This is a genomic window from Enterococcus sp. AZ071 (genome assembly GCF_050499065.1).
Lineage (GTDB): Bacteria > Bacillota > Bacilli > Lactobacillales > Enterococcaceae > Enterococcus_A > Enterococcus_A ferrettii.
Genome location: NZ_JBIPAS010000001.1, coordinates 1,408,423 through 1,428,584, shown reverse-complemented (window position 1 = coordinate 1,428,584; position 20,162 = coordinate 1,408,423). Strand labels below are relative to the sequence as shown.

Sequence of the window (20,162 nt, the reverse complement as noted above, 5' to 3'; positions counted from 1 at the left end):
GAGGAAGATAGATGGGACTTTTCAATAAAAAAAAGAACTATATTCGTATTAATCCCAATCGTAATCAGACTCCCACGAGCAAACCTTCTGTTCCGGATAACATGTGGGCCAAGTGTCCTAGTTGTAAGCGAACATTATATAAGAAGGAAATGGGGGACGAAAAAGTTTGTCCTCACTGCGGATATAGTTTCCGTATCAGTGCTTGGGAAAGATTAGCGATTACCATTGATGAAAAGAGCTTGGAAGAATGGGACAATCAACTTCCAGCAAAGAATCCCATCAACTTTCCTGATTACGAAAATAAATTAGTGAAAACAAAAGAAAAAACCGGCTTGGATGAAGCAGTCCTCACTGGCAGGGCCCTAATTAAAGGTCGCCCACTTGCCATAGGTGTGATGGACACGAATTTTATTATGGGTAGTATGGGGACAATTGTGGGTGAGAAAATCACTCGCCTATTTGAACGGGCAACCAAAGAAAGACTACCAGTCATCCTGTTCACAGCTTCAGGTGGTGCTCGGATGCAAGAAGGAATATTTTCTCTTATGCAGATGGCCAAAATTTCTGCTGCTGTCAAACGTCATAGCAATGCAGGACTTGTGTACATTACTGTATTGACTGATCCTACGACTGGCGGTGTGACTGCCAGCTTTGCAATGGAGGGAGATATCATTTTGTCTGAGCCGCAAACCTTAGTTGGCTTTGCAGGGCGTCGAGTGATCGAACAAACCATTCGTCAAAAGCTGCCGGATGATTTTCAAAAGGCCGAATTTTTGTTAAGCCACGGATTTATTGATCAAATTGTTCCTCGCACAACACTACGGTCCAGGCTGGCAGAATTGCTGGATTTTCATCAAGTTAAAGGATGGTGTCATGAATGAGTCTGTCGGCAGGAGAAGTTGTAAAACTGGCGCGTTCTACAGAGCGATTAACTAGTTTAGACTTTTTTGAAGGGGTATTTGAAGGATTTCAGGAATTTCATGGTGATCGATTTTATGGTGATGATCCCGCTATCGTTGGCGGTGTGGCTTATCTAGATAATAAACCTGTTACAGTTATCGGTGTCCAAAAGGGTGCCAATCTAAAAGAAAACATGGAACGAAATTTTGGACAACCGAATCCAGAAGGCTATCGTAAAGCAATGCGTTTAATGAAGCAAGCTGAGAAATTTGGACGTCCAGTTATTTGTTTCGTCAATACACCAGGTGCTTTTTGCGGAGTTGAAGCAGAAGAGCGGGGTGAAGGAGAAGCCATTGCCAGAAATCTATTAGAGATGTCTGATTTGAAGGTACCGATTATTTCCATTATTACGGGAGAAGGCGGTAGCGGTGGAGCACTTGCTCTAGCTGTAGCAGATAAAGTTTGGATGATGGAGCACAGTATTTATGCAATATTATCTCCAGAGGGTTTTGCTTCCATTTTGTGGAAAGACGGCAAACGTTCAGAAGAAGCAGCTGAATTAATGAAAATTACGGCTTCAGAGCTGTTGGAATTAGCAGTCATTGATAAGATTATTCCTGAAACCTTCAGAGGTGAAAATTTATCGCAAGACAAAATGTTGCGTATGCTAAAAAAATCATTGATTGAAACTTTAGAAAAGCTAAGTAAATACTCCACAGAAGAATTGATTGAACAACGCTATCAACGCTTCCGGAAATTTTAACAGCAGAGACTCTGCTGTTTTTTTATGCTTAAATCCGGTCCGTTTTTAAATAATTATGCAATAAATACTCGACATTTTGTAATAATATGCTATACTAATTTCAATCAAGAATTGGAAATTAGGAGGAAACAAAATGAAAAAGGGTCTGTTATGGGGGATAATTTGTTTAAGTATGTTAACTCTATCTGGTTGCGGAAGCTCAAATGAGGCTGAAGATAAATATGATACCATCAAAAAAAGCGGTGTTCTTAAAGTAGCAACATCACCTGATTATGCGCCGTTTGGTTTTCATACCACCATTGATGGCAAAGATCAGATAGTCGGTGCTGATATTGATTTGGTTGAGTCCATAGGTGAAAAGATGGGTGTAGAAATTGAATGGTTAGATATGAGTTTTAATAATGTTCTGGCAGCTACTAAAGAGGGAAAGGCAGATATGGCTGTGTCAGCAATTTCAGTTACCGATGAACGCGAAGATAGTTTTGATTTTACGACGGATTATTATACATCTCCTCAAGTAATTGTCATCAACAAGAAAAATCAAGATTCGTTAAATTCGATTGAAAGTCTGGCTGATAAAAAAGTAGGAGCTCAAAAAGGAACGATCCAGGAAAATATTGTCAAGAACCAATTGGAAGGAACTCAGCTTGTTTCAATTGAAAAGCTGCCAAATATTTTTATTGAAGTGAATAATGGTTCATTAGATGCTTTAGTAGTTGAAAAAATGGTTGCCAATTCTTATGTAGAACAAAATCCTGAGTTAATGATTGCCAAAATTCCTTTAAAAAGTATGAAGGAGGATTCATTTTCAATTGCTGTCCCGAAAGGAAACCCCAAATTAATGGGGGAGCTAGATAAATTAATTAATGAAATGAAGGAAAATGGTGAGATTGAAGAAATGGTTAATAAAAATAGCGAGCTAATGAATACAGTCAACAAATAAATCTTTATACAATACAAAGGGAAAAAAGCCACTTAATGAATAAAAATGACTATTTTGTCTATATATATGCATCGTTTTTCTGTTTTTTTTGAAATTTCATGCTATAATGAGTTCATTCGTCAAATAGAAAATTTAGGGGGAATTAGGATGAAAAAAATGACCGGCTTAGCAGTAACACTTTTAGCCTTAGTAGCGTTAGCAGCTTGTGGTGGTGGAGGCAATACTAGCAGTTCCAGCGATTCTAATGGAGCAAAAGAGAATCAATTGGAAGCTATTAAGGAATCAGGAGTTTTAAAGGTGGCAACTTCGGCGGATTTTGCACCATTTGAATTTCATACAATGGTTGACGGCAAGGACCAAGTTGTAGGAGCAGATATCGATTTGGTAAATGAAATAGCTAAGGAGCTTGGTGTTAAGTTGGAAGTTTCAGATATGAATTATAATACGGTTTTGGCTTCTTTGAAAGAAGGAAAATCGGATATTGCAGTAGCGGGTCTTTCTGCAACTGAAGAGCGTAGAGAACAATTTGACTTTTCTGATGATTACTATAATCCACCACAAGTGATGGTTATCAATAAATCAAATGAAAGTACATTGAATAGTATTAAAGCTTTTGACGACAAACAAGTTGGCGGACAAAAGGGCTCAATCCAAGAAGATGTAATCAAAGAACAACTACCGTCTGCTCGTTTAGTTTCAATTGATAAAGTACCAAACATGATTGTTGAAGTGAACGGAGGTTCACTAGATGGTGTCGTTTTAGAGGAAACAACAGCAGAGTCTTATGTTCAGCAAAACCCAGATCTAATGATTGCTAATGTTGAACTAAAAACAAATGACGACGAAGCATATGCTATTGCTTTGAAAAAAGAAGGCAGTAACGAGTTGAAGGATGAAATCAATAAAGTAATTAAAAAATTGAATGATGAAGGCAAGATCGAAGAATTTGTTAAGAAAAACAATGACCTTGCTAATTCATCAGCAACTGAAGAATAGAGGGCATTGACGTGGATTTTTCGTTTTTAGATAAGTATTTTCCTTATTTTATTTCGGGAACTGGTGTAACAATAATCATTTCATTAGTCACCGTCTTATTAGGTACCTTAATCGGTCTAGTAATGGCTTTAATGAAATTATCTAAGAACAAACCATTGAATTGGTTAGCTAATATTTATATTGAAGTTTTGCGTGGAACTCCTATGCTGCTTCAAATTATGATTGGTTTTCTCGTGTTACAAGGTTTGTTTCCCTCAAGAGATTTGGAAGTAGGCGTTCTCACTGTTGATCTGGGTCGTCTTTTTCCTGGGATGGTAGTTTTGTCGCTGAATTCAGGAGCCTATGTCGCCGAGATTATTCGTGGAGGAATTACTGCAATCAACTATGGTCAAAGTGAAGCAGCATTTTCTTTGGGGCTTCGTCCGTCTCAAACGATGCGTTATGTTGTTTTACCACAAGCATTGCGAAATATATTGCCTCCTTTAGGTAACGAATTTATCACTTTGATTAAGGATTCGTCTTTACTAACAGCAATTGGAATCAATGAATTAATGGGCTCGGCGCAAATTGTTATTTCAAGCTCGTATATTCCATTGGAACCGTACTTTATTGCCGCAGCTCTTTACTTTGTGATGACGTTTGCCACTTCCCGTTTGTTAAACTTGTGGGAGAAAAAACTTGGTAAAGGTTATCAACGATAGGAGGAGATGGCAATGACGGAAGCTTTAATTCAAATCGAACATTTAAGTAAAAAATTTGGTGAGAATGAAGTATTGAGAGATATTTCTGCTAAGATTCAACCGGGAGAAGTTGTGGTTATCATTGGCCCATCAGGTTCAGGTAAAAGTACTCTTTTACGTTGTATTAATTTACTGGAAGTGCCTACTTCAGGTATGATTAAGTTTGAAGGTACAGATATTACAGACAAGAAAACAGATATCTTTAAAACAAGAGAAAAAATGGGAATGGTGTTTCAACAATTTAATTTGTTTCCTAATATGACTGTTGTTGAAAATATTACCCTTTCGCCAATCAAAGTAAAAAAGATGACCAAGGAAGCAGCAGAAGCCGTTGCTCATGAATTGTTAATAAAGGTTGGACTTTCTGATAAAGCAGATGCTTATCCACAATCATTATCCGGCGGACAACAGCAGCGGATTGCCATTGCTCGAGCTTTAGCAATGCAACCAGATGTAATGTTGTTTGATGAGCCGACTTCAGCTCTTGATCCAGAAATGGTCGGAGACGTACTGGCAGTCATGCAGCAGTTGGCTAAAGAAGGTATGACAATGGTCATCGTTACCCATGAAATGGGCTTCGCCAAAGAAGTTGGTGATCGGATTCTATTTATGGATGGCGGCGTAATTGTTGAAGAAGGAACCCCAATTGAGGTTTTTGAGGAAACAAAAAATACACGAACCATCGATTTTTTATCAAAAGTATTATAAACGATTGGGTGATTTCACCCAGTCGTTTTCTTTTGGTGACAAAAGTGGAGTTTTCAAGGGTTTTGCGTTATAATGTAGTTTTGTAGAAGTATATTTTAAGAAAACATAGGAGTGGCCATGTTAGATAAATACAAACCGACCTGGATGGTGGATGCCATCTATCAAATTACCCCTGAACAGTTGAAGAAACAAGGAATCAAAGCGGTGCTAACCGATTTGGATAATACTTTGATAGCTTGGGATAATCCAGACGGTACCAAAGAATTGTTAGATTGGCTAAAAGTTATGGATGAAGCTGGAATTCCGGTCGTTGTGGTTTCAAATAATAAGGCGAGCAGAGTAGCTCGAGCAGTGCAGCAATTTCGTTTGGATTTTGTTTCGCGAGCAATGAAGCCCTTTTCTGCTGGAATTAAGAGTGCACAGAGTAAATTAGGTTTGTCCAGTAATGAGATTATTATGATCGGTGATCAGATTATGACGGATGTGCGAGGTGCAAATGCTGCTGGAATAAGAAGTGTTTTAGTACGCCCAATTGTTGATACTGATAATTGGAATACTCAAATCAATCGTTTTTTTGAACGGAAAATTATGCGCTATTTGTTGAACAAGTACCCTGAAATGAAATGGAAGAGTGGATTATAATGGAAGAAGAAATATATTGTATCGGTTGTGGTACCAAAATCCAAACGGATAATCCCAAAGAATTAGGGTATACACCTCAATCAGCTTTAGAAAAAGGTCTGAAAAATGGAGAAGTCTATTGTCAACGTTGTTTCCGTTTGCGCCACTACAACGAAATTCAAGATGTTGCCTTAACTGATGATGACTTTTTAAGATTGCTAAATGAACTAGGTAAAACAGATGCCTTGATTGTTAACGTAGTAGATATTTTTGATTTTAATGGGTCAATTATTCCTGGATTGCATCGATTCATTGGGAACAATCCGGTATTGATGGTGGGAAACAAAGTTGACCTTTTACCAAAGTCCTTGAAAAAGGGGCGCTTAACTCAATGGATGAGAGAACGCGCCTATGAAGAAGGATTACGGCCGATTGATGTGCTGCTAACCAGTGCCCGCAAATCAAATCAGATGCAAGAACTATTAGCGAAAATTGAAGAATATCGTGAAGGCCGCGATGTATACGTCGTGGGTGTAACAAATGTTGGAAAATCAACTTTAATCAATCAAATTATTAAGCAAACTGCTGGTGTGCAAGACTTAATCACGACTTCACAGTTTCCAGGAACAACTTTAGATAAAATTGAGATTCCTTTAGATGATGGTCAGTATTTGATTGACACGCCTGGGATTATCCATCGTCACCAAATGGCTCATTATCTTGGAACAAAAGATTTGAAAATTATTGCACCTCATAAAGAAATTAAGCCGAAAGTCTATCAATTAAATGCAGGACAGACTTTGTTCCTGGGTGGTTTAGCTCGTTTTGATTTTATTCAGGGGGACCGAGGTTCTTTTATTACTTATGTAGCCAATGATTTGACGATCCACCGCACCAAGCTTGAGACAGCTGACGAATTTTATCAAAAACATGTGGGCGGCCTATTGCAGCCGCCGCGTCCTGGTGAAGTTGAAGAATTCCCGGAGCTGGTTCGCTTTGAATTTTCAATCAAAGAAAAAACTGATATTGTCTTTGCTGGATTAGGCTGGGTAACGATTTCTAAACCAGCTATAATTGCCGGTTGGGCACCAAAAGGCGTGGATGTATTAACACGAAAAGCGCTAATTTAAAGGAGAAAAATATGACATTACGAGGAAAACAAAAACGCTATTTACGTAGTGAAGCACATCATCTTCAACCGATATTTCAAATTGGAAAAAATGGTGTTAACCCAGCTATGTTGACTCAAATCAATGAAGCGTTGGAAAAGCGTGAATTAATAAAAGTAAACTTACTGCAAAATACGGACGAAGTAGCCGAAGAAGTAGCACATACACTTGAACAAGAAGTGCACTGTGAGATTGTTCAGATTATTGGTCGTGTATTAGTCTTATACAAACCATCAACTAAAGAAAAATTTCAAAAGATTTCGCGTGAAGTAACAACAATCTGATTGGAGGAGTAGACGTTGTATCAGCAAAGTGTAGTAACGATTCCCAAAGTAGAAACAATGGTGGATACACATGAAGCTAAAAAACAGGTTGGACTTTTAGGCGGGAATTTTAATCCCATTCATCTTGCACATTTGATGATAGGAGAACAGGTCGGTCAAAAGTTAGGTTTTGATCGTGTAGAGCTTTTGCCATCGTATTTGCCTCCTCATATTGATGAAAAGAAGACGATTGATAGTCAACACCGCTTGAACATGGTAGAATTAGCCGTTGAAGATAATCCTCATTTGATCGTTAATACAGTCGAATTGATGCGTAAAGGGAAAAGTTATACTTATGATACAATCAAACAATTAACAGCAGAACATCCTGACACCGATTACTATTTCATTATTGGGGGAGATCAGGTAGACTATTTATCAACTTGGCATAAGATTGATGAATTGGCGCACTTGGTTCAATTTGTTGGTGTGAAACGGCCAGGTTATGAGGTAGAAAGCTCATATCCTATTATCTGGGTGGATGTGCCACAAATTCAATTATCTTCCAGCTATATTCGTCAGCAAGTTAGACAAGGTTGTTCGATTCGCTACTTGGTACCAGAGAAGGTTCGTGAGTATATCGAAGAAGAGGGGCTGTATCTAAATGAATTATAGCAAGCATTATTCACAATTGGATCGGGAAACTTTAATACAAGCTGTCCAAATGCGCATGAGCGAAAGACGCTTCCAACATGTATTAGGTGTAGAAGAAACGGCGATTGTTTTAGCAGATCGATATGGCGCATCAACTGAAAAGGCCAGCATTGCTGCTTTGACACATGATTATGCTAAGGAAAGACCTGACGAAGAATTTCAACTTGCTATTGAGCAAGGGGATTATGAGAATAAAAAGGAATTATTGAAGTTCGGCAACGCCATTTGGCATGGTTTGGTAGGCGCGGACTTTGTAAAGCGTGAGCTTAATATTGACGATGAAGAAATTTTGCAAGCTATCCGGTTACACACGACTGGTGCTGCCGATATGACTATGTTGGATAAAATTATTTACGTAGCAGACTATATTGAACCGGGACGCAACTTTCCTGGTGTAAATGATGCGCGAACGATCGCTCTACGTGATTTAGATGAAGCTGTTGCCTTTGAAACAACACATACATTAAGATATTTAATAGAAGAAGAACGATTGGTTTACCCGAAGACGATCGAAACATATAATCGTTGGGTAGCTGGGATACGTTAAGGAGGAGAATTACCATAGATAGTAAACAAATATTGGAAATTGCTGTAAAAGCTGCTGATTCAAAACGAGCAGTAGATATCGTTGCTCTAGATGTTTCTGAGGTATCGTTGTTAGCCGATTATTTTCTGATCTGTTCAGCCAATTCTGATCGACAAATTAATGCGGTTGTTGAAGCAATTGTGGAAAAAGAAGAAGAAAATCAGGTAAAAGTAAAACGTGTTGAAGGAAAAGACGGCGGAAAATGGGTACTGATTGATTTGGGTGATTTGATTGTCCATGTTTTCAGCAACTCTGAACGTGAATTTTATAATTTAGAAAAGCTTTGGTCTGATGCGCCCATGGTGAACATTGACGCTTGGTTAGATTAATGGCTTATGAAACTTTTGCATTGGTTTATGATGAAGTAATGGATGACAGTCTATATCAAAAGTGGTTAGACTTTTCACTGCGTCATTTACCATCGGATAATCGTAAACTATTAGAGTTAGCTTGTGGAACAGGTGCCTTAGCGGTTGCTTTTGCTAAAGCAGGTTTCATGGTAACTGGTTTAGATCTGTCTGAAGAGATGCTGATGTTGGCTCAAGATCGAGCGCTATCGGAAGGTACAGAACTCCAATTGATTGTGGGTGATATGCTGGATTTAACCGACATTGGCACTTATCAGGCAGTTACTTGCTTTTCTGATTCACTTTGTTACATGGACAGTCAAGAACAAGTATCGAAGGTTTTTCAGGGAGCTTATGATTTATTGGAAGATAATGGGGTCTTCATTTTCGATGTCCATTCACTTTATCAAATGGATTCTGTTTTTCCAGGGTATAGTTTTCATGATCAAACGGAGGAGTTTGCTTTCCTCTGGGATAGTTACGCTGGGGAAGTTTCTCACAGCATTGAACATTTCCTGACTTTCTTTGTCAAAGAAGGCGATCGGTTCGAACGAATTGATGAACTACATCAAGAGCGAACTTATCCGCTGGAAACTTATCAGGAAATGCTGAAAACTGCTGGGTTTCAAAGTGATGTTTATGCTGATTTTGAAGACGAAGTGCCTAATGAATTGAGCAAACGCTGGTTTTTCGTTTGTCATAAGTAAGATGAGACAGTCATTGTCTCATCTTTTTTCGAAAGGAGACAGTTTATGCGTAGCTGCGGGATTATCGTAGAGTACAATCCATTTCATAATGGGCATCGTTACCATGCTGAAATGGCTAAAAAACTAAGCGGAGCTGACGTTGTAATTGCAGTAATGAGTGGAAACTTTCTGCAACGGGGTGAGCCTGCATTTATGGATAAATGGATGCGAGCAGAAGCTGCTTTAAATAATGGTGTTGACTTAATTGTGGAATTACCTTTTTCTTGGGCGGTTCAATCAGCGGACTATTTTGCTAAGGGTGGTATTAAACTGCTCCAAGCATTAAAGTGCGATGCTCTTTGTTTTGGAACAGATAGCCAGGAAACGATCGATTATATGCACTATGGGCAACTATTTGCTGACAATCAAACAGCTGTTGATTGTCTATTTCAACAATTACCTGTTGGGATGAGTTACCCGGAGAAAATGGCTGAGGTGGTTCGACAGTTATTTCCTACGATTCAAGAGTTTCCGCCTAATCATATTTTAGGCTTAAGTTATGCTAAGGAAAACGCTAAATATCCTAATCCGATGGCTATCTATCCCTTAATTCGTAAAGACCAGGGATATCATGATGTTGAGATAGTGAGTGAACATTTTGCTAGTGCTACTGGAATTCGCAAAGCGTTTAATAGGGGGGAAGATATTACATCCTTTGTTCCCAAAGAAACTAGTGAACAATTAGAACAGTCGATCTCTTGGGACAATTTCTGGCCGTTTCTCGCGTATCAATTGACAGTCAACACTGCTGATCAGATGATAGACATTTACCAAATGAATGAAGGTATTGAGAATCGTTTGAAAACCATTCAGGCGGATAACTTTACTGCTTTTTTGCAGCAAGTTAAAACAAAACGCTATACAGCAACCCGTTTACAGCGTTTATTTACATATTTCTTGTTGCAGGTTAGCCCAGAGGAGATCAGAAGAGAACAAGAGCAAAGTAGGCTGCATATATTGGGGTTTACTAAACGTGGTCAAGAATATTTGAGTCAGCATAAAAAAAGTTTTAGTTTACCAGTGGCTGCTAAAATTGGTCTGGAAGAAAAAGAAAGCCATTTTCTAACTTATCGTGCTGATCAGCTCTACCAGCTTATTCATCCGGTAGAACAAAATTTAGGTCGTACGCCGATTCGATTGTAAAAAAATCTTTTAAAACTTAGTAGTTATGGGTATAATGGGAAAGTATGAAATTAACGAAAGTGAAGTGAAATTATGGGTCGTAAATGGGCAAACATCGTTGCGAAAAAAACAGCAAAAGATGCAAACAACAGTCGAGTTTATGCAAAATTTGGTATTGAAATTTATGCTGCAGCTAAATCAGGTGATCCAGATCCACACGCGAACCAAAAGCTACGTTTTGTTATTGAACGGGCAAAAACTTACAATGTACCAAAGCATATTATTGATCGAGCGATTGAAAAGGCAAAAGGCTCCGGTGATGAGAATTATCAAGAGCTTCGTTATGAAGGCTTTGGACCAAATGGCTCAATGGTAATCGTTGACGCGTTAACTAATAATGTGAACCGTACAGCCGCTGATGTGCGGGCTGCTTTCGGCAAAAATGGCGGGAACATGGGTGTTTCTGGAGCGGTTTCTTACATGTTTGACAATACTGCTTTATTTGGTTTTTCCGGTGAAGACGCTGATGAAATTCTTGAATATTTAATGGAGCAGGATATTGATGTAAGAGATGTCGTTGATGAAGAAGGACAAGTGATCGTGTATGGCGAGCCTGAAGACTTTAACAGCATTCAAGAGGCATTAAGAGCTAAAGGAATTACAGAATTTTCTGTGGCAGAGATGCAAATGATTGCTCAAAATGAAGTAACCCTGAGCGGGGATGATTTAGAAAAATTCGAAAAAATGATCGATGTGCTGGAAGAATTAGAAGATGTTCAGCAAGTTTTTCATAATGTAGAATTCGAGGTTTAGAAAAGCGCGCTGTGTTTTTGCACAGCGCGTTTTTTTGTATTTAATTGCGTTACATTAAGCTAAGAAAGATTTCCATTAGTACTAGGGCTCCTGAAACTAAGGCCCGCCAGAACCGATTGCTGATCTCAAGTTCACGGTAATGAATAGCAGAGGTTCCGCAAATGTATAAACTTCCGATAATACCAAGCAGTACTATTCCCGCAATCATCCAACCATTCATACAAAACGCCTCCTTGTTACTATTATACTCCATTATATCGGTAAAAACCTTCAGACCAAAGTCTTATTTTATATTAACCAAGTAAAGACGAGGTCTCAAGCAGAGAATAGAAAAACACAGCCAAGAGGGACTGTGTTAAACATGTTCTATTTGATAAAGCTCTTCTGGCATATGTTCCAGCAATGGACTTTTTTGTTCAATTGTCAACAGTTTCAATTCATGCATCGCACGAGTACATAAAGTATACAAGATTAATTTGTCTTGTTCTGTATTATAGTTTTCCGGAGAGATATTCCAGCCGTAAACACGGTCAAACTCTAACCCTTTAGCTAAGTAAGTCGGAATGATAATCAATGACTTTCGCATAAAATCTTCTTCATTAATTAAAAGCTGTATTTCTTCTTGCTGATCAGTAGACAACTGATTGTATAGTTCTTTGCAATCCTCTACGGTTTTGCCAATGATTGCTGTTCGCCAATATTTCGCTTTTTCAGCTGTTTGATTAAGCTCATTTATTAAATGACTGAGCATGGCGGATTGATCCATTGAGTAATAGATGGACGGTCGATCTCCTTTGCGAGCGGTCAACTGCACACGGTTTTCCTGTGTTAGGAACTGATTGGCAAAATGGGTAATTTCTTCAGTTGAACGATAGCTAGTTGTTAATTGGTGATGTGTTATGGATTGCTCAGGAAAGATCGCTTCCAGCGCTTCAACCATGCTTTCATTACCAAACACTTTCTGGTTCAAATCTCCGGAAAAAGTATAAGTAGCTTTAGGATAAAGCTGTTTTAATAAGGCAACTTGAGCAGGTGAAAAATCTTGCATCTCATCAATAAAAATGAATCGTGCTTTTTGCTTAACATGTAATGGATACATAGATTTCATCAATACAAACATTAAAGTGCCATCTTCAAGACTAAGATCACGACGTTGAAAGTCTTTACGTAAGGTTAGTAACATATCTTGCCAATCGTTTTTTGTTAGCTGATAACGATTGAGCAGATCATCAGGAATAGTTTGCAGAAAATGCAAATACTGCTTGCCGTAGTTAATAAAGGTAAAACGCATGATTTTTCGTTTGATTGGGCGCATTTTTTTGCGGATAACCTTTTGTTGGAATTGTCGTTGCATACGTCGTTCAGCTTTTTCAGAATCTTCTAAGTTAGGGTTGTCGATATAAGCCTGCTGCAGTAATTCATCTGCTGCTTGCTTGACCCAATCCTTTTTCATTTCATCTTTTTCTAAGCCACCGAGTTTTTTCAATAGTTTAGTTTGCAGCAACTGCATCCGCTGATACATTGGTAAACCAGGGTTAGCCTCTTGGTACCAATTTCTAATCTGTTCTTTTTTGATAAGAGGCGATCCGTCTAAAGTTAAATCTTTAAACAATGGACCAAGCGGTGTTATTTTTTTGCAATAATAAGCCAATGCTTTGACAATCATCCAACTGCTTTTTGCTCGCAGTACGCGGTCATCTTGTCCAGATAAGAAAACTTCCTCATGACTTTCTTCTGTATGAATTTGATAAAGCGGCAACAGTTTCCCTAAAAAGCTTTTGAAGGTTTCAGTAGGAATTCCACTTTCTCCTAATGAAGGTAAAACTGTTGAGATATAGTCAGAGAAAATATGGTTAGGTGAAAATAATAGGACGTGTTCATTATCCAACCATTTCCGGTTGTGGTATAAAAGGTACGCAACTCGTTGCAAAAGAGCTGAAGTTTTCCCACTGCCTGCGATTCCTTCTACTACCAATAGTTTGCTATGAGTATCACGAATAATCTGATTTTGAGCTTTTTGAATAGTGGATACAATATTTTTCATATGATTAGATGAAGCTTCGTCTAAAATTTCTAACAAAAAATCGTCGTTTATTGCTTCAGATGTATCTACCATCGAAAGAATTTGACCATCACGAATTTTAAATTGGCGTTTGACCAACAATTCTACATCTACAGTGATATCATAGGTTTCATAATTAGTTGCTCCAAGTTCACCTTCATAATAAAGGTTGGCAATTGGGGCACGCCAGTCAATAATCACTGTTTCTTCAGTAGAATCCCGCAAAGAAGCAATCCCTAAGTACAAGGTTTCAGCTTCCGCATCTTCCTTAAAATCTATTCGGGCAAAATAAGGATTTCCTCTCATCAAACGCAGAACTTTCTGTCTTTTTTCTTGAGAAGCCAGCGTTTGATAGCGAACGAATAGTTCTTGTTCATGTTGGCGAGTGTCCGCCATTGTTTCAGCTAACGCCTCAAACGAACCGGATTGAATTCTTTGTCCAGCATTTTCTTGCATATTTTTTTGGAATTGCGTTTTATTTTTATTTTGTTGTTTATCTAGTAATTGTTGTTCTAGTTCTATTAACGTAATAGTTTGTTGCAGATGTTGCTGCTCTTCCTGTCTAGCATTCATGAATGGTTCCTCCTCGCTGATAACAGCATATTAGTATAGCACAAAAAGTAGTAAAAGTAATCTTTACTGGACAGTCTATTTTTAAGCGATGAAATGACTCTATATTTACTTTAGATGATGGCTGCCATTAAAAGCATTGCGGTAACTTGGAACAGTAGTATAATAAAATGGTAGTAATCATTTAAGAGGAGGAATAAGGGATGCCATTTGTTCATATTGAATTAGTTGAAGGAAGAAGTCAGGAGCAATTAACTAGAATGATGGAGGAAGTAACTGAAGTTATATCCAGAAATACAGGAGCTCCTAAAGAAAATATCCACGTTATTTTAAACGAGTTAAAAAAAGGTACTTACGCAGTAAATGGCAAGTGGAAATAAATAATTTTGTTTATGGGTTGCTTTTTTAGAATCTAAGTGTTTTAATGTGAATATAAATTGATTGTTGATGAAAGACACCTGAACTTGATAGCTGTTTAACAGAGAGGAAAAGCTTGGCTGAAACTTTTCTAAACATCGCACAAGTGATGACCACTTTCACAGACCTCTGTAAAATGCAGGGGCGGTAGGAGCGCCGTTATCGCATTGAGGAGCAACTTTGCTCAAAGATTAGGTGGAACCACGTTGATTCGTCCTAGTACCGTATTTGGTACTAGGACTTTTTTTATTTTCAATCAAATGAAGGAGGAATTTATCTATGGCAGTAAATATTTCATTTCCAGATGGTTCGGTCAAGGAATTTCACGAAGGTGTAACTGGACGAGAAATTGCAGAAAGTATTTCAAAATCATTGGCCAAAAAAGCGATGGCTGTAGTTGTAAATGGTGAACTAGAAGATTTGACTCGTCCTATTGATCAAGATGCCGAGTTAAAAATTATTACCGATAAAGATGAAGAGGCGTTGTTTTTGATGCGTCACTCAACAGCACATCTAATGGCACAAGCAATGCGTCGTTTGTTCCCAAATATTCATTTTGGAGTAGGACCAGCGATTGACTCAGGTTTTTACTATGATACTGATAACGAGGATGGCCAAGTTTCTGAAGAAGATTTTCCAGCAATTGAAAAAGAAATGAAAAAAATTGTGAAGGAAAATCTGCCAATTGAGCGCAAAGTAATGAGTCGAGAAGAGGCTTTAGATTTCTTCAGTTACGATCCATATAAAGTAGAATTAATTCAAGATTTACCAGAAGACGAAGTGATCACTGCTTATACACAAGGCGAATTTACTGATTTGTGTCGTGGACCACATGTTCCTTCAACAGGAAAAATTAAAATTTTCAAATTATTGTCAGTTGCGGGAGCTTACTGGCGTGGTAATTCAGATAATAAAATGATGCAACGGGTTTATGGAACTGCCTTCTTTAACCAAACTGATTTAGATGAGTTTTTGCGTTTGCGTGAGGAAGCAAAAGAACGAGACCATCGTAAATTAGGTCGTGAATTGGACTTATTTATGATTTCACCAGAAGTCGGTTCTGGCCTACCATTCTGGTTGCCAAAAGGTGCAACCATTCGACGCGAGATCGAACGTTACATTGTTGATAAAGAATTATCTATGGGTTATGAACATGTGTATACTCCTGTTTTGGCTAACACTAGTTTATATAAAACTTCCGGTCACTGGGATCATTATCAAGAAGACATGTTCCCAATTATGGATATGGGGGACGGGGATGATTTAGTCTTGCGTCCAATGAATTGCCCACATCACATGATGGTTTATAAAGATCGGATTCACTCTTACCGAGAATTACCAATTCGACTAGCTGAACTAGGCATGGATCATCGCTACGAAAAATCTGGTGCATTATCCGGGTTGCAGCGCGTTCGTGAAATGACTATGAATGATGCACATATTTTTGTTCGTCCTGACCAAATCAAAGAAGAGTTCCGTCGTACTCTAGATCTAATTTTGGAAGTGTACAAAGACTTCGGGTTTGAAGACTACCGTTTCCGTTTAAGCTACCGTGATCCCAATAATACTGAGAAGTACTTTGACGATGATGAAATGTGGGAAACTTCTCAAAGTTTGCTGAAAGAAGTAATGGATGAATCTGGTTTTGAGTACTTTGAAGCAGATGGTGAGGCAGCCTTTTATGGTCCAAAATTAGATGTTCAAGTACAAACAGCTTTAGGAACAGAAGAAACATTGTCCACTATTCAATTTGACTTCTTACTGCCTGAACGCTTCGACTTAACTTATATTGGTGAAGATGGTAAGGAACATCGCCCAGTCGTTGTTCACCGTAGTGTTGTTTCAACAATGGAACGTTTCACTGCTTATCTGATTGAACAATATAAAGGCGCCTTTCCTACCTGGTTGGCACCGGAGCAAGTTGTGGTCATACCTGTTTCAGTTGAACATCATGGTGATTATGCTTATGAAGTGAAGAACCGTCTAAAAGTAGAAGGTGTTCGAGTGGAAGTCGACGAACGCAACGAAAAAATGGGTTACAAGATTCGTCAGGCTCAAACTCAAAAAATTCCATACATTTTAGTTGTAGGGGATAAAGAAGTTGACAGCTCCTGCGTAAACGTTCGTCGTTATGGCAGTGAAGAGCAGGAAGTGCAAGAGTTAAACATCTTTGTTGAAGCGATCAAAGATGAAATCCAAAACTTTAGCCGTAATCGTTAATTACAATATAGACAGGAATAATTCTCTTAAGTAGGACAGATAAGGTTCTGCTTAAGAGAATTTTTTTGTCCGAAAAGTCAGAAAATTGAATTGATTGTGGATAACATTTTTATTTAGACCTTGAAGCTACCCCGATTTGGACGAATTGATTCAATTGAAGTTTTCCACATTTTTTAATGAAGGAAAATGTTTCACGCACCTTTGGGGGGAAGATGAATAATTTTGCTTATTTTAAAGGTTTTTCTCTTTATATCAAACTAAAGAAAATCTCCCTGTGAAACAGAACAGTCAACTAGTAAAAAAAGTTTAAACTAAGGAATAATTTAATCAAATCTTCTTTTTAAAAAAAATATTATCGGATACAATAGTAAAGGTAGACAAAACGAAAGGAATTTCTTATGAAACAAACCAACCCATTTAATAGATGGTTCGACAAACTAAAAGCTGCTGATGAAGCAGGACGTAAACACAATAAAAGCCATGTACCGTTTCGACTAAATTTCTTGTTTTTTGTTATTTTTACTCTATTTGTTTTACTAGTCGGGCGATTGGGCTATTTACAAATTGTTAATGGTGATGAGATGAAGGAGCAGTTAAAAGCCTCTACAACCATTAAAGTTACTGGAAGTACTCCCCGTGGTTCAATTTATGATGCAAATGGTGTTGCGTTAGTAGACAATCAATCTAATAAAGCCATTACCTTTACCCGAGGGAACACTATGGAAGGTAAAGATATTTACGAAATAGCTAATAAATTGAATGCTTTGATTGATGTTCCTGTAGATGAAAATCTAACTGAACGGGACAAGAAGGATTATTGGTTAGGCGATCCGGAGAACTTAAAAGCGACTGAGGATCGTTTGTCCTTTAAAGAAAAGAATTTGGATTCTTCTAATGAATACCAAAAACTGGTCGATAAGGTAGAAGACAATGAGATTCAATTTGATGAAAATCAGCTGAAGGCGGCAACTATTTTTAAGCGAATGAGTGGTGCTTCGGCTTTAAGTACAGTTTTTATCAAGAACGAAGATGTTACTGACCAAGAATTAGCCATAGTAGCAGAACGAACAGCAGAATTGCCAGGAGTCTCTACGGGGATTGACTGGCAACGCAAGTATAACGATGAGCTAGATGATTCCTTGCGCAGCATTTTAGGAACAGTTTCCTCTGTACCAGCGGAAGATTTAAAGGAATACCTGAAAAAAGGCTATGCTCGAAATGACCGTGTAGGAACAAGTTATCTTGAGAGACAGTATGAGGATGAACTGCAAGGTAAAAAGAGCGAATACGAAGTTTCTCTTAATCAGGAAGGAAATGTTACTGGTCAAAAAGAAATTAGTGAGGGTGAAAAAGGCTCTAACTTGATGTTAACAATTGATACCAATTTCCAAAAGAAAGTGGAGGATATTGTGAAAAGTCACTACCAGACATTAGTTGACAATGGTCAAGCGCAATATTCACCAGGTGTTTATGCGGTTGCTCTAGATCCAAATAATGGACAAGTAATGGCTATGACCGGTTTTTCTCATACTCCAGGAAGTAAACAGGTAGAGGAATTTACTTTAGGAACTATTCTAAATAACTTTGAACCTGGTTCCGTTGTGAAGGCTGGAACAGTGACAGCTGGCTATGAAACTGGAGCTATTACCGGAAACGATGTTCTAATTGATGAACCAATTAAATTGGCTGGAACGGCTTTAAAGGGTTCGATTTACAATAAATCGTTGGGGAATAGAATGCCATTAGATACTGTAAAAGCATTAGAAATTTCTTCCAATGCTTATATGATGCAGATTGTTCTAAGAATGTTGGGAGTAAATTACAGCTATAACATGAGCCTACCAGAAAGTGCCAGCTCGAAAGAAATGTATGATAAGTTGCGAAATGCTATGGCTGAATACGGTATGGGGGTTAAAACCGGCATCGATTTACCTGGCGAATCCTCAGGTTTAGTAAATACTAAATTTGGGCAACCGGATGGACCTGGTGGTGGGAATTTGCTGGATCTGTCTTTTGGTCAATACGATACCTATACAGCAATGCAACTTGCTCAGTATGCAGCTACTGTAGCTAATGGTGGCACAAGAATTGCTCCTCATGTTGTTAAGGGAATCTATGCTAATAATGATAGTGGTGGTTTAGGCGGTATGCAAAAAGAAATTACTGGTCAAGAATTAGGCAAGGTAAATATAACGCCAGAACAGATGGGAATTATAAAACAAGGTTTTTATCAGGCTGTTCATGGTAGCGATGGATATACTACTGCTAAAGATTTGCAAACTGCAGCTCTAGATACCTCAGCTAAAACAGGTACTGCAGAAACTTCTGTAACTGTGAATGGACAGGTCGTCCAAACAATTAATAGCAATTTGGTGGCCTATGCACCTTCAGATGCACCAAAAATTGCAATTAGCGTTATGCTGCCTAACCTTTCTGTGGATCATGATGATACAAATAAAGCAATTGCTAAAGATATTATCAATGCCTACGCAGAAATGTACGGTGGAAATTAGAGAAAAGATCAATCGATCTTTTCTCTTTTTTTTAAGCAAAGCTTAGTCTTAAAAAAATTTCCGTCATAAATTATTAAAAAGTTGAATAAGACTGGCATAACCCAAGACAGAATGATAGGTGAATCGCTAGCACTGCGAGTATACTTTTGTAAGATACAAAAAGCTGGGAGGAATTATTTATGTCAATTTACGATTTTACGATTGAACAAACTGATGGATCAAGTAAGAAAATGACTGGCTATCAGGACAAAGTTTTGCTTATTGTAAATACCGCTACTGGATGTGGGTTCACCCCGCAATATGAAGGGCTGCAAAAGCTGTATGAAGATTATCAAGCAAAAGGATTTGAGGTATTGGACTTTCCATGTAATCAGTTTGGAAACCAAGCACCTGGAAATAATGAAGAGGTAGCAACTTTTTGTCAGATAAATTATCAAACAACTTTTCAAACCTTTGGCAAAGTAAATGTTAACGGAGAAAATGAGTCTCCACTCTATACTTACTTAAAAGCTGCGCAAGGTGGTTTACTTAACAAAGACATCAAATGGAATTTCACCAAATTTTTAGTAGATCGTCAGGGTAAAGTAATAAAACGCTATGCACCACAGACCAAGCCAGAAGAAATAGCTGAAGACATCGAAGCGCTGCTCAATTGACGTCAAGTAGAATTACTTAACGAAATTGACGAAAATACTAGTCAAACCTTTTAAAACATGGTATGATGTTCAAGTCTGAGAGTTATCTTGGAAAGATTGCTATGTATGGGAGGGAAAGACATGCGCGTAAACATTACTTTAGAATGTACTTCTTGTAAAGAACGTAATTATCTAACGAATAAAAACAAACGTAACAATCCTGATCGTTTGGAAAAGAAAAAATACTGCCCACGCGAACGCAAAGTTACTTTGCACCGTGAAGTAAAATAATAGTAGTAAGGCCGAAATCTTTC

The 20,162-nt window shown here is 38.1% G+C and carries 22 protein-coding genes; 20 read left to right on the top strand and 2 right to left on the bottom strand.

The features are described 5' to 3' along the window. Positions 1-11: 11 nt before the first annotated feature. The 15 genes from accD to IGI49_RS06995 all read left to right on the top strand — a co-directional run bounded on the left by accD (position 12) and on the right by IGI49_RS06995 (position 11,431). Positions 12-881 carry an acetyl-CoA carboxylase, carboxyltransferase subunit beta gene (gene accD, locus IGI49_RS07065; RefSeq protein WP_429963940.1) on the top strand — a complete coding sequence of 290 codons (870 nt, stop codon included), beginning with the start codon at positions 12-14 and terminating at the stop codon, positions 879-881. Beyond that, positions 878-1,663 (top strand): acetyl-CoA carboxylase carboxyl transferase subunit alpha, encoded by a 786-nt coding sequence (locus IGI49_RS07060; RefSeq protein WP_207702302.1) that lies wholly within the window; start codon positions 878-880, stop codon positions 1,661-1,663. The genes accD and IGI49_RS07060 overlap by 4 nt, the downstream gene beginning before the upstream one ends. Positions 1,664-1,796: 133 nt before the next feature. Then, on the top strand, positions 1,797-2,606 hold the full coding sequence (locus IGI49_RS07055; protein WP_429963939.1) for a transporter substrate-binding domain-containing protein: 810 nt from the start codon (positions 1,797-1,799) through the stop codon (positions 2,604-2,606). Positions 2,607-2,753: 147 nt separating this feature from the next. Continuing rightward, positions 2,754-3,602, top strand: coding sequence for a transporter substrate-binding domain-containing protein (locus IGI49_RS07050; protein ID WP_429963938.1), 849 nt, complete (start codon positions 2,754-2,756; stop codon positions 3,600-3,602). An 11-nt stretch (positions 3,603-3,613) separates the two neighbouring features. After that, a complete protein-coding gene (locus IGI49_RS07045) occupies positions 3,614-4,303 on the top strand; it encodes an ABC transporter permease subunit (protein WP_207702305.1) in 690 nt (229 codons plus the stop codon). A gap of 12 nt (positions 4,304-4,315) precedes the next feature. Beyond that, complete coding sequence (locus tag IGI49_RS07040; protein ID WP_278253094.1) at positions 4,316-5,050, top strand: amino acid ABC transporter ATP-binding protein; 735 nt, start codon at positions 4,316-4,318, stop codon at positions 5,048-5,050. 117 nt (positions 5,051-5,167) lie between these two features. Then, the gene (locus IGI49_RS07035) at positions 5,168-5,692 is read left to right on the top strand and encodes a YqeG family HAD IIIA-type phosphatase (RefSeq protein ID WP_207702307.1); all 525 of its coding nucleotides are present in this window, start codon (positions 5,168-5,170) and stop codon (positions 5,690-5,692) included. Continuing rightward, the gene (gene yqeH / locus IGI49_RS07030; RefSeq protein WP_429963937.1) at positions 5,692-6,801 is read left to right on the top strand and encodes a ribosome biogenesis GTPase YqeH; all 1,110 of its coding nucleotides are present in this window, start codon (positions 5,692-5,694) and stop codon (positions 6,799-6,801) included. Before IGI49_RS07035 ends, yqeH begins: the two co-directional genes overlap by 1 nt. Positions 6,802-6,812: 11 nt before the next feature. Continuing rightward, complete coding sequence (yhbY, locus tag IGI49_RS07025) at positions 6,813-7,124, top strand: ribosome assembly RNA-binding protein YhbY (protein WP_207702309.1); 312 nt, start codon at positions 6,813-6,815, stop codon at positions 7,122-7,124. 57 nt (positions 7,125-7,181) lie between these two features. Then, positions 7,182-7,778, top strand: a complete 597-nt coding sequence (locus tag IGI49_RS07020) for a nicotinate-nucleotide adenylyltransferase (RefSeq protein ID WP_429964981.1) — start codon at positions 7,182-7,184, stop codon at positions 7,776-7,778. Further along, on the top strand, positions 7,768-8,364 hold the full coding sequence (gene yqeK, locus IGI49_RS07015) for a bis(5'-nucleosyl)-tetraphosphatase (symmetrical) YqeK (protein WP_429963936.1): 597 nt from the start codon (positions 7,768-7,770) through the stop codon (positions 8,362-8,364). The genes IGI49_RS07020 and yqeK overlap by 11 nt, the downstream gene beginning before the upstream one ends. A gap of 29 nt (positions 8,365-8,393) precedes the next feature. Then, a complete protein-coding gene (gene rsfS, locus IGI49_RS07010) occupies positions 8,394-8,732 on the top strand; it encodes a ribosome silencing factor (RefSeq protein ID WP_207702311.1) in 339 nt (112 codons plus the stop codon). Then, positions 8,732-9,457 carry a class I SAM-dependent DNA methyltransferase gene (locus tag IGI49_RS07005; protein ID WP_429964980.1) on the top strand — a complete coding sequence of 242 codons (726 nt, stop codon included), beginning with the start codon at positions 8,732-8,734 and terminating at the stop codon, positions 9,455-9,457. Before rsfS ends, IGI49_RS07005 begins: the two co-directional genes overlap by 1 nt. 45 nt (positions 9,458-9,502) lie before the next feature. Then, positions 9,503-10,639, top strand: a complete 1,137-nt coding sequence (locus IGI49_RS07000) for a nucleotidyltransferase (protein ID WP_429963935.1) — start codon at positions 9,503-9,505, stop codon at positions 10,637-10,639. 72 nt (positions 10,640-10,711) lie between these two features. Further along, positions 10,712-11,431, top strand: coding sequence for a YebC/PmpR family DNA-binding transcriptional regulator (locus IGI49_RS06995; protein ID WP_429963934.1), 720 nt, complete (start codon positions 10,712-10,714; stop codon positions 11,429-11,431). A gap of 49 nt (positions 11,432-11,480) precedes the next feature. Here IGI49_RS06995 and IGI49_RS06990 read toward each other — a convergent pair whose 3' ends face one another. Next, positions 11,481-11,651: a hypothetical protein gene (locus IGI49_RS06990; RefSeq protein ID WP_207702314.1), complete on the bottom strand. Its 171-nt coding sequence runs from the start codon at positions 11,649-11,651 to the stop codon at positions 11,481-11,483. 135 nt (positions 11,652-11,786) lie between these two features. Continuing rightward, positions 11,787-14,066 carry an RNA polymerase recycling motor HelD gene (gene helD / locus IGI49_RS06985; protein ID WP_429963933.1) on the bottom strand — a complete coding sequence of 760 codons (2,280 nt, stop codon included), beginning with the start codon at positions 14,064-14,066 and terminating at the stop codon, positions 11,787-11,789. 200 nt (positions 14,067-14,266) lie between these two features. Here helD and IGI49_RS06980 point away from each other — a divergent pair, with 200 nt between their 5' ends. From IGI49_RS06980 to rpmG, 5 genes are all read left to right on the top strand, one after another. After that, on the top strand, positions 14,267-14,443 hold the full coding sequence (locus IGI49_RS06980) for a 2-hydroxymuconate tautomerase (protein WP_429963932.1): 177 nt from the start codon (positions 14,267-14,269) through the stop codon (positions 14,441-14,443). Positions 14,444-14,759: 316 nt separating this feature from the next. Beyond that, positions 14,760-16,700, top strand: a complete 1,941-nt coding sequence (thrS, locus tag IGI49_RS06975) for a threonine--tRNA ligase (protein WP_429963931.1) — start codon at positions 14,760-14,762, stop codon at positions 16,698-16,700. Between the two features lie 398 nt (positions 16,701-17,098). Further along, positions 17,099-19,213 carry a penicillin-binding transpeptidase domain-containing protein gene (locus IGI49_RS06970; protein ID WP_429963930.1) on the top strand — a complete coding sequence of 705 codons (2,115 nt, stop codon included), beginning with the start codon at positions 17,099-17,101 and terminating at the stop codon, positions 19,211-19,213. Positions 19,214-19,392: 179 nt separating this feature from the next. Then, positions 19,393-19,869 (top strand): glutathione peroxidase, encoded by a 477-nt coding sequence (locus IGI49_RS06965; protein ID WP_429963929.1) that lies wholly within the window; start codon positions 19,393-19,395, stop codon positions 19,867-19,869. Positions 19,870-19,974: 105 nt separating this feature from the next. Beyond that, on the top strand, positions 19,975-20,139 hold the full coding sequence (gene rpmG, locus IGI49_RS06960; protein WP_278253095.1) for a 50S ribosomal protein L33: 165 nt from the start codon (positions 19,975-19,977) through the stop codon (positions 20,137-20,139). The last annotated feature ends 23 nt before the right edge of the window (positions 20,140-20,162 follow it).